Raw genomic sequence first — 9,194 nt, 5'->3', positions numbered from 1 at the left:
TTTCTACTTCCCGCGCACGCCGGAGACGGTGGTGACCGCCGGGATCGAGCGGATGTGGCTCAACGACGCCGAGGTGATGCCGCTGGAGCTGGTCGAGCCGCCGCCGGAGAAGGATTTCCGGCGCGGCGTCCGGCCCGCTGCGGTGCGGATGGACAACAACTTCACCGGCTGGGACCGGCGGGCGGTGATCGCCTGGCCGGAGCATCGCGCCCGGCTGGTGATGGAAGCGGAGACGCCCTTCGACTTCATGGTCTGCTACTCGCCGGACGCCCCCTATGTCTGCGTCGAGCCGGTCAGCAACGCGACCGACGCCTTCAACCTCGCCGAGGCCGGCCGCACCGACACCGGCATGGCCGTGCTGCAGCCCGGCGAGGTGCTGCGCGGCGTCGTCCGGCTGCGGCCGGAGGTGGTGGCATAATGGATCGTCGAGGGTGGGTTCGCATGCGAGCCCAACCTACCCCGAAGAATCAGTGTTGAAAGGGTCTCTGGTCACAGAATCCGATCGGCTAATTATCTTTCCTGCTTCCTCCGATCCACCGGCGACTCGAAGGTCGCCAGGCCTCCGCGCGCACCTTCCGGAACGCCCGAACACAAGGCTTTCTGCGGCTTTTGGGCGGGTGTAGAGACGCTCCATCCGAACCGCCCCGGCGCTGCCAGCCCGGGGCGTCGTTCCGTGAAGGAGAGGCGTCATGACCAAGGTTCTGCTGCTCGGCGGCGGCAAGATCGGCACCTGCATCACCGCCCTGCTGACCGCCACCGGCGACTACGACCTCACCGTCGGCGACCAGGACCAGGGCATGCTCGACCGGCTGGACGGCAGCGTCGCCAAGCGCCAGCTGCGCTTCGACGACGCCCAGGCGCTGCGCGACGCGGTGTCCGGCCATGACGTGGTGATTTCGGCCGCGCCATTCCACCTGACGCCGCTGATCGCCGAGGCGGCGAAGGACCGCGGCGCCCATTACTTCGACCTGACCGAGGACGTCGAGAGCACCCGCCAGGTCAAGGCGCTCGCCGAGGGCGCGAAGACCGCCTTCACCCCGCAATGCGGCCTGGCGCCGGGCTTCATCTCGATTGTCGGCTACGACCTGGCCAAGCGCTTCGACGAGCTGCACACCGTGCATATGCGCGTCGGCGCCCTGCCGGTCTATCCGTCCAACGCGCTGAAATACAACCTGACCTGGTCGACCGACGGGCTGATCAACGAGTACTGCAACCCCTGCGAGGCGATCCATGAGGGCGAGCTGCGCGAGGTGCTGCCGCTCGAGGGCATGGAGCACATCTCGCTCGACGGCATCGACTACGAGGCGTTCAACACCTCGGGCGGCCTCGGCACGTTGTGCGAGACGCTGGACGGCAAGGTCAAGTTCCTGAACTACAAGACCGTGCGCTATCCGGGCCACCGCGACATCGTCAAGCTGCTGGTTAACGAGCTGCAGCTGGGCCAGCGCCGCGACATCCTGAAGGACGTGCTCGAGGCCTCGATCCCGATGACCAAGCAGGACGTGGTCCTGATCTTCGTCACCGCCTGGGGCAAGAAGGAAGGCCGCCTGATGCAGGAGACCTACGCCAAGAAGGTCTACGCCAAGGAGATCGGCGGCCAGCTGTGGAGCGCGATCCAGGTGACGACCGCGGCCGGCATCTGCGCCATGGTCGACCTGCACCGCTCCGGCAAGCTGCCGCAGCAGGGCTTCGTGCGGCAGGAGCAGGCGAACCTGTCGGACTTCCTGGCCAACCGGTTCGGCCAGCACTACGCGTAAGAAGAGCCGGGTTTAGGGACGGAAACGGGGAAAGGGCGCGGCCGAGGCTGCGCCTTTCCACTCGGCTCAGGGCGATTTCAGCAAGCGGTGCCGCAGCAGGCTCTGCATGTCGCGCCGTCCGTCGAGAATGCAATGGACGACGACCGCGTCCTCGCGAACCCGATAGATGATGCGATAGGGCTTGTAATGGGCCTCGCGGAACTGGGTCAGTCCGAGGTCACGCAATTCCTTCGAGATGTTGCCGCGGGACGGCAGGTTCGCCAGCCGCCGGATCACATCGTCGAGCGATTGGAGGATATGGCGGGCGTTCTCCGCCGAATCGTGATCGGCGATGAAGTCGACGATATCTTCGAGATCCCGTTCCGCTTCCCGCAGCACGATGACCGGCAGGGACACGGGGATCAATCCTTGAGACGGGCCTCGAGGCGGGCTCTCAGGTCGGAAAACACGTCCTCGACCGGACGGAATTTGCCGGCTTCATAGTCGCGCTCGCCCAGCGCCAGGATCTTCAGCAGCGCCAGCGTTTCCTGGGTCTGCTCGTAGCTGTCGATGTCCTGCAGCACCGCCTTGGCCTCGCCGTTGACGGTGATGATGAAGGGCTCCTGCCCCTCCCGCAGCCCCTGGATCACCTCCGGGGCATGGGCCTTCAGGTAGCTGATCGGCTTGATGCGCTCGGACAGCTTCATGGCGGCCTCCTGATCTCGGCCTGAATATAGACCGAATTCGGACCTGCGGGAAGCCGCCTACTCGCGCCCCAGCACCCGGTCGACGATGATGATGGCCAAGCCGCTCGGGGTGAAAGAGGCCTTGACCGCCTTGCGGTCGTAGACGGTCTCGACCCAGTCCCAGAAGCCGATCGGCTCGCGCGCATGGGCCTCGCCATAGGCCTCGATGAAGCGGTCCAGCACGCCGGTCGGCGACTTCCTGAAGTGCAGGTAGCGCCAGTGCAGCTGCTTCAGCGCCTCGGCCGCCGGGCGGTTCGCGTGGGTGATCAGGTACAGCGCCGCCATCAGCCCGGCGCGGTCCGAGCCGGATTTGCAGTGGAACAGGATCGGCTGCTCCGCCGTCGCCAGCACCTGGCGGAGCCGCCGCAGCACCTCGCGCTTCGGCGCGTCGCGCGACTTGGTGGTGATGTCGACCAGGGTGATGCCGTAGCGGCGGCAAGCCTCGGCCTCGCGGCGGTAGGAGCCGCAGTCGCGCGGGCCGCGCAGATTGACGATGGTGCGGATGCCGTCGCGCGCCATGCCGCGGATCTGGTAGGGCAGCGGCTGGCCGGAGCGCCAGATTCCCGGCGCGATCTCGACCCGGGTGTTGACGAAGGTCCGGAACAGGCAGTGGTCGACGATCCAGCTGTCCAGCGCATCGGCCAGGCGGCTTTTTCGGGTCTGGTCGGGAACGGCTTCGGTCATGTCCATGTCGATGGGCGGTCCGGAAAAGCGAAGCCCGGCGGCCGAAGCCGCCGGGCTGTCCGTCATGACGACGGTCCCGTCAGTTGCGGTTGCCGAGCAGCCGCAGCAGGAACAGGAACAGGTTCAGGAAGTTCAGGTACAGGGTCAGGGCGCCCCACACCGCGGTCTTGGTCTCGACCTCCTGGCCCAGCCCCTCGGCATACTGCTCCTTCAGCCGCTGGGTGTCGTAGGCGATCAGGCCGGCGAAGATCAGCACGCCGAGCACGCTGATGACGAAGGCCAGGCCGCTCGAGGCCAGGAAGATGTTGACCAGGCTGGCGATGATGATGCCGAACAGGCCCATCACCAGGAACGAGCCGAAGGCCGACAGGCTGCGCCGGGTGGTGTAGCCGTACAGGCTCAGCCCCGCGAAGGAGGCCGCGGTGATGAAGAACACCCGGACCACGCTCTCGCCGGTATAGGCCAGCAGGATCGGCGCCAGGCCGATGCCCTGCAGGGCTACGAACAGCCAATACAGCGTCTGCAGCGTGGACGCGCTCATCGAGCGGACGCCCATGCTCATCCAGAAGATCAGGCCGATCGGCGCCAGCAGCGCCACCCAGCCCAGGCCGGTAAGGCCGATCTGGCCGAAGGCGTTGACCGCCAGGAACACGCCGCCGAGCGGCGTGAACATCACCGCCGCGGCGGTGATGCCGCTGACCAGCAGGCCGCCGGCCATGTACCAGTAGATCCGCAGCATGTACTGCCGCAGACCCTCGTCGAACGCCGCACGCTCGATGGTGCGCGCGCCGGCGCCCGGTGTTGCGTAGCGGCCCTGTGGATCGAAGGCCATCTTGAAAACCCCTAGTGTGGTGAAGAACCACGCGGCTGAAATATTGGCAGCGTCGGGCCAACATACAACAGTTGCGGCCTGCGCCGAAGGGCCTCAGGCGCGTCCTATTCGTTCCGCAGCAGCGGCGCCGCCTTCTGGCCCAGCGCCACCCAGGTGCCGAGGAAGCCGAAGCCCAGGGTGATGGCGACGCACAGCGCCGCGGTGCCCAAGAGGGTCAGCGGCAGGAAGGTCCAGTCGATCTCCATCACGAAGGTCAGCACGCCCCAGGCCGCGACGCTGCCCAGGGCGCAGGCGATGACGGCGGTCAGCAGGCCCAAGAGCCCGTATTCGATCAGGAAGGCGCGCAGGATGTCGCCGCGAGTGGCGCCGAGCACTTTCAGCACCACCGCGTCATAGATCCGCCGGCGGTGTCCGGCCACCACCGCCCCGGCCAGCACCAGCGCGCCGGCCAGCAGGGTGACGCCGGCGGTCGACCGCACCGCCGCGCCGATCTGGGACAAGAGCGCGTTCACGGTCTCCAGCGCGTCCTTCAGGCGCACGATGGTGACGTTCGGGAAGGCCTCGGTCACCGCCTTCTGCAGCGCCAGCTCCCCGGCCGGCGGCACCCGCACCGTCGCCAGCCAGGTGTGCGGCGCGGCCGACAGCGGCTTCGGCGACAGGATCAGGGTGAAGTTGATGCCCAGCGTGCTCCAGTCGATGTCGCGGATGTTGGCGACCTCGGCCTCGATGTCGCGGCCCAGCACGTTCACCGTCATCCGGTCGCCCGGCTTCAGCCCGAAGATCTCGGCGATGTCCTTGTAGACCGAGATCTGCGGCGGGCCGTCATAGCCGGCTGGCCACCACTGCCCCTGCAGCAGCTTGTCCTTCGGCGGCATCGCCGCGGCATAGGTGACGCCGCGGTCGCCGCGCAGCCAGCTCGACTTGCTGGGGTCGACCACCGCCTTGTCGGCCTGAACCCCGTTCACCGCCGTGATGCGGCCGCGCAGGCTGGGCACCTCGGCCAGGTCGGCGGCGCCCGGCGTGCCCTGGATCAGGGCGTCGAACTGGTCCTTCTGCGACTTCTGCACGTCGACGAAGAAGAAGGACGGCGCCTGGTCGGGCAGGCTGTCCTTGATCTGCCGGTCCATGTTGCCCTGGATCAGGGCGATCGCCGCCAGCACGGTCAGGCCGAGGCCGAGCGACAGCACGATCTGCGGCGTCGGCGCGCCCGGCCGGTGCAGGTTGGCCATGGCCAGGCGCAGCCCCGGCCGGCGCGGGCGGGGGGCCCGGCGGGACAGCGCCATGACGCCCAGCGCGGTGCCGGTGAACAGCAGGATGGCGGCGACCGCGCCGGCGACGAAGATCGCGGCCAGGAACGGGTCGGCCGCGGTGGCAACGGCCAGGCCGGCCAGGGCCACCGCGCACAGCCCGGTGGCGGCGACGAAAGGGGCGGCCGGCCGGGCATGGCGTGGTGCCACCCGGTCGCGGAACAGCGCCGCGGCGGGGATGCGCGTGGCGCGGGCCAGCGGCCACAGCGAGAAGGTCAGGCTGGTCAGCAGGCCGAAGCCGGCGGCCAGCAGCAGGGCGCCGGGATAGACCCCGATCCGGGCCTCGACCGGCAGCAGCCCCTGGATCAGTGCGGCGACGGCCGAGGGCGCGGCGGCGCCGATCGCAAGGCCGATGGCGATGCCGAGCGCCGACAGCACCAGCACCTGCAGCAGATAGGTCTGGAAGATCAGCCGCGCGGGCGCGCCCAGGCATTTCAGCGTGGCGATGGTGGCCAGCCGCGCATCCAGCCAGGCCCGCACGGCATTACCGACGCCGGCGCCGCCGACCAGCAGGGCGGTCAGCCCCACCAGGGTCAGGTACATGGTCAGCTGGTCGATGGTCCGGCGCAGCCCCGGCGCGGCGTCGCGGTCGTCGCGCACCCGCCAGATGCCGTCCTGGAGCTGGTCCTTGAACCGGCCGGCGGCGGCGCGCACGTCGGTGCCGGGCGGCAGCGCCAAGCGGTAGTCGTAGGACAGCATCGATCCGGGCTGGATCAGCCCGCTGGCGTCGAGCGCGCCGCGGGCGATCATCAGGCGAGGCCCGATGGAAAAGCCGCTGCCGGCCTTGTCCGGCTCGCGCGCGATGGTGCCGCGCAGCTGCAGCACGGCATCGCCGACCGCGATCCTGTCGCCGGCGGCCAGGCCCAGCCGCGCCGCCACATCCGGGTCGGCGACGGCGCCCCAGACGCCGTCCTGCGGCGCCAGCGCTGCCTGCAGGTCGCCGCCGCCCTCCAGCTCCATCCGGCCGTACAGCGGATAGGCGTCGTCGACGGCCTTCAGCTCGACCAGCGTCGTCGCCTCGTCCTGGGGGCTGCGGGCCATGCCGCGGGTCTCGACCACCTCCGACACCCGGCCGGCGGCCTCGAACCGCGTCCGCTCCTCCGCCGTCGCCGGCTGGTACGACCGGTGCAGCTCGACATCGCCGCCCAGGATCGCCTGGCCGTCCTCGGCGATGCTGCGGCGGATGCCGTCGGCCACCGACTGCACCGCGGCGATGGCGCCGACGCCCAGCGCCAGGCAGGCCAGGAAGATCCGGAAGCCCTTCAGGCCGCCGCGCAGCTCGCGCCGGGCCAGGCGCGCGGCGTTGTGCAAGCTCATTTGAGCCGGGCCAAAGCGGCGGAGGGGGCCATGCCGGCATCGGTGATGCGGCCGTCGACCAGCCGGACGATGCGGTCGCAGCGCGCCGCCAGGGCCGGGTCATGGGTGATCAGCAGCAGCGTGGCGCCGCGCTTGCGCGACAGGCCGAACATCAGCTCGATCACCTGGCGGCCGGTCTCGCCGTCCAGGTTGCCGGTCGGCTCATCGGCCAGGATCACGTCGGGGTCGGCGGCGAAGGCGCGGGCCAGGGCGGTGCGCTGCTGCTCGCCGCCCGACAGCTGGCCGGGATAATGGCTCAGGCGGTGGCCCAGCCCGACCGCGCGCAGCCGCTCCGCCGCCTGCTCGAAGGCATCGGCGGCACCGGCGAATTCCAGCGGGATGGCGACGTTCTCCAGCGCGGTCATGGTCGGCACCAGATGGAAGTTCTGGAACACGATGCCGACATGGTCGCGCCGGAACAGCGCCAGGGCGTCCTCGCCCAGCGCCGATAGCTCGCGCCCGGCGACCTCGACCCGGCCTTGGGTCGGCCGCTCCAGCCCGCCGATCAGCATCATCAGGCTGGACTTGCCGGAGCCGGAGGGGCCGACGATCGACACCACCTCGCCGGCGCCGACCGACAGGTCGATTCCGCGCAGGATGTTGACGGGGCCGGCCGCGCTCGCCAATTCAAGGTGCACATCGATCAGCCGGATGCTGGCGGCCTTTCCGGCCTCAAAGCCGGCCTGCGGTGCAGGAGTGGTCCCGTCCATGCGCATCCCTTTTGCCCGACTCCGGACAGATGGCGCCGTGCGGCGTCTTTTCAATGCGGCGCTCCTGGCCCTGTGCGCCGTCGCCGCGCTGCCCGGCCTGGCGCAGGCGGGAACGATCCGCATCCTCGCCCTCGGCGACAGCCTGACCGCCGGCTTCGGCCTGGACGAGGCGGACGGCTTCGCCGCGCAGCTCGAGGCGGCGCTGCGGGCCCAGGGACACGACGTGAAGGTGCTGAATGGCGGCGTCTCCGGCGACACCAGCGCCGGCGGGCTCGACCGGCTGGACTGGGCCCTGGCCGACAAGCCCGACCTCGCGATCGTCGAGCTCGGCGCCAACGACATGCTGCGCGGCCTCGACCCGGCGAGCACCCGGGCCAATCTCGACAAGATCCTGGCGCGGCTGGGGCAGGAGAAGATCCCGACGCTGCTGGCCGGCATGCGGGCCGCGCCCAATCTCGGCCCGGCCTATGCCGCGTCCTTCGACCCGATCTTCCCGGACCTGGCCCGCGCCCATGGCGTGGCGCTGTACCCCTTCTTCCTCGACGGGGTGGCGATGGTGGCGCCGCTGAACCAGGCCGACGGCATGCATCCCAACGCCGACGGGGTGAAGGCGATCGTCGAGCGCATCACCCCCGCGGTGGTCGAGCTGATCCGGTCCAGCGGCCTGGCGAAGACCGGCTGAGGCCGCATCGCGGTTCCGTCCGGCGGCGTTTCCGGCTATAGCGAAATCGTCCGACCAATCACGATCCGCTCCCGGAGCCTTTGATGGAACAGCGTCCGCTCGGCCGCACCGGCCTCGACGTCACCGCGATCTGCCTCGGCACCATGACCTGGGGCACGCAGAACACCGAGGCCGAGGGCCACGCCCAGATGGACTACGCGCTCGACCGCGGCGTCACCTTCTGGGACACGGCCGAGATGTATTCGGTGCCGCCGACGGCCGAGAGCTATGGCGCCACGGAGCGGATCATCGGCAGCTGGTTCGCGAGGTCCGGCAAGCGCAACCAGGTGGTCCTGGCCTCCAAGATCGCCGGCCCGGGCGCGCATCTGGCCCATGTCCGGGACGGCAAGCCACGGCTCGACGCCAAGAACGTCAAGGCCGCGGTCGAGGCCAGCCTGAAGCGGCTGCAGACCGACTGGATCGACCTGTACCAGCTGCACTGGCCGAATCGCTCGGTGAACAGCTTCGGCAAGCTCGGCTACGCTCATGACACGGCCGAGGATTTCATCGCGCCGGAGGAGACGCTGGCGGCGCTGGCGGAGGAGGTGAAGGCCGGCCGCATCCGCCATGTCGGCCTGTCGAACGAGACGCCCTGGGGCCTGATGCGCTTCGTCGAGGCCTCGGACCGGGCGGGGTTGCCGCGCCCGGTCTCGATCCAGAACCCCTACAACCTGCTGAACCGCAGCTTCGAGGTGGGCCTCGCCGAATGCGCCCATCGCGAGGATATCGGGCTGCTGGGCTACGCGCCGCTCGCTGCCGCGACCCTGACCGGCAAGTATCTCGACGGCCAGATCCCGCCGGGGTCGCGCCGCGCCGTCGACCGTCGCAAGTCGCGCTACGACACGCTGAACGCCGAGCCGGCGACCCGGCGCTACATCGCCTTGGCGCGCGAGCATGGGCTGGACCCGGCGCAGCTGGCGATCGCCTACGCCCTGTCGCGGCCGTTCATGACCTCGGTGATCATCGGCGCCACCTCGATGGAGCAACTGCGCACCAACATCGCCGCCACCGAGGTGACGCTGTCGCCGGAGGTGCTCCAGGGCATCGACGCGATCCACACGGCGTTCCCCAGCCCCTGCCCGTAAAGGGCTCGCCGCTCAGC

At 69.7% G+C, this 9,194-nt stretch carries 10 protein-coding genes; 4 read left to right on the top strand and 6 right to left on the bottom strand.

What is annotated here, in order from left to right; translation table 11 throughout:
- A partial coding sequence (locus FFK22_RS39620; protein WP_221939224.1) for a hypothetical protein occupies nt 1–418 on the top strand: 418 nt, incomplete at its 5' end.
- A 271-nt stretch (nt 419–689) separates the two neighbouring features.
- The gene (locus FFK22_RS39615; RefSeq protein WP_138888013.1) at nt 690–1,757 is read left to right on the top strand and encodes a saccharopine dehydrogenase family protein; all 1,068 of its coding nucleotides are present in this window, start codon (nt 690–692) and stop codon (nt 1,755–1,757) included.
- 66 nt (nt 1,758–1,823) lie between these two features.
- Here the strand turns inward: FFK22_RS39615 and FFK22_RS39610 are convergent, their stop codons facing one another.
- From FFK22_RS39610 to FFK22_RS39585, 6 genes are all read right to left on the bottom strand, one after another.
- Nucleotides 1,824–2,153 (bottom strand): type II toxin-antitoxin system RelE/ParE family toxin, encoded by a 330-nt coding sequence (locus tag FFK22_RS39610; protein ID WP_138888012.1) that lies wholly within the window; start codon nt 2,151–2,153, stop codon nt 1,824–1,826.
- A 5-nt stretch (nt 2,154–2,158) separates the two neighbouring features.
- Entirely contained in the window at nt 2,159–2,443 is a 285-nt protein-coding gene (locus tag FFK22_RS39605) for a type II toxin-antitoxin system Phd/YefM family antitoxin (protein ID WP_138888011.1), read from the bottom strand.
- Between the two features lie 57 nt (nt 2,444–2,500).
- Nucleotides 2,501–3,166 carry a tyrosine-protein phosphatase gene (locus FFK22_RS39600; RefSeq protein ID WP_221939223.1) on the bottom strand — a complete coding sequence of 222 codons (666 nt, stop codon included), beginning with the start codon at nt 3,164–3,166 and terminating at the stop codon, nt 2,501–2,503.
- 79 nt (nt 3,167–3,245) lie between these two features.
- On the bottom strand, nt 3,246–3,998 hold the full coding sequence (locus tag FFK22_RS39595; RefSeq protein WP_138888009.1) for a Bax inhibitor-1/YccA family protein: 753 nt from the start codon (nt 3,996–3,998) through the stop codon (nt 3,246–3,248).
- Between the two features lie 104 nt (nt 3,999–4,102).
- Nucleotides 4,103–6,622: an ABC transporter permease gene (locus FFK22_RS39590; protein WP_138888008.1), complete on the bottom strand. Its 2,520-nt coding sequence runs from the start codon at nt 6,620–6,622 to the stop codon at nt 4,103–4,105.
- Nucleotides 6,619–7,371, bottom strand: a complete 753-nt coding sequence (locus FFK22_RS39585; RefSeq protein ID WP_138888007.1) for an ABC transporter ATP-binding protein — start codon at nt 7,369–7,371, stop codon at nt 6,619–6,621. Before FFK22_RS39585 ends, FFK22_RS39590 begins: the two co-directional genes overlap by 4 nt.
- Nucleotides 7,372–7,408: 37 nt before the next feature.
- Between FFK22_RS39585 and FFK22_RS39580 the strand changes: the two genes are divergently transcribed.
- Together FFK22_RS39580 and FFK22_RS39575 are read left to right on the top strand one after the other, a co-directional pair.
- Nucleotides 7,409–8,053, top strand: coding sequence for an arylesterase (locus FFK22_RS39580; RefSeq protein ID WP_221939222.1), 645 nt, complete (start codon nt 7,409–7,411; stop codon nt 8,051–8,053).
- 83 nt (nt 8,054–8,136) lie between these two features.
- Nucleotides 8,137–9,177 carry an aldo/keto reductase gene (locus FFK22_RS39575; RefSeq protein WP_138888005.1) on the top strand — a complete coding sequence of 347 codons (1,041 nt, stop codon included), beginning with the start codon at nt 8,137–8,139 and terminating at the stop codon, nt 9,175–9,177.
- The last annotated feature ends 17 nt before the right edge of the window (nt 9,178–9,194 follow it).

This window comes from Mycobacterium sp. KBS0706 (genome assembly GCF_005938675.2).
GTDB lineage: Bacteria > Pseudomonadota > Alphaproteobacteria > DSM-16000 > Inquilinaceae > Inquilinus.
Note: the sequence above shows the minus strand (reverse complement) of the source record. Positions and strands in the feature narration are given on the sequence as shown.

Coding starts and splice junctions, on each gene's coding strand:
- FFK22_RS39615 (WP_138888013.1), top strand. CDS start 690: ATGACCAAGGTTCTGCTGCTCGGCGGCGGCAAGATCGGCACCTGCATC.
- FFK22_RS39605 (WP_138888011.1), bottom strand. CDS start 2,443: ATGAAGCTGTCCGAGCGCATCAAGCCGATCAGCTACCTGAAGGCCCAT.
- FFK22_RS39600 (WP_221939223.1), bottom strand. CDS start 3,166: ATGACCGAAGCCGTTCCCGACCAGACCCGAAAAAGCCGCCTGGCCGAT.
- FFK22_RS39595 (WP_138888009.1), bottom strand. CDS start 3,998: ATGGCCTTCGATCCACAGGGCCGCTACGCAACACCGGGCGCCGGCGCG.
- FFK22_RS39590 (WP_138888008.1), bottom strand. CDS start 6,622: ATGAGCTTGCACAACGCCGCGCGCCTGGCCCGGCGCGAGCTGCGCGGC.
- FFK22_RS39585 (WP_138888007.1), bottom strand. CDS start 7,371: ATGGACGGGACCACTCCTGCACCGCAGGCCGGCTTTGAGGCCGGAAAG.
- FFK22_RS39575 (WP_138888005.1), top strand. CDS start 8,137: ATGGAACAGCGTCCGCTCGGCCGCACCGGCCTCGACGTCACCGCGATC.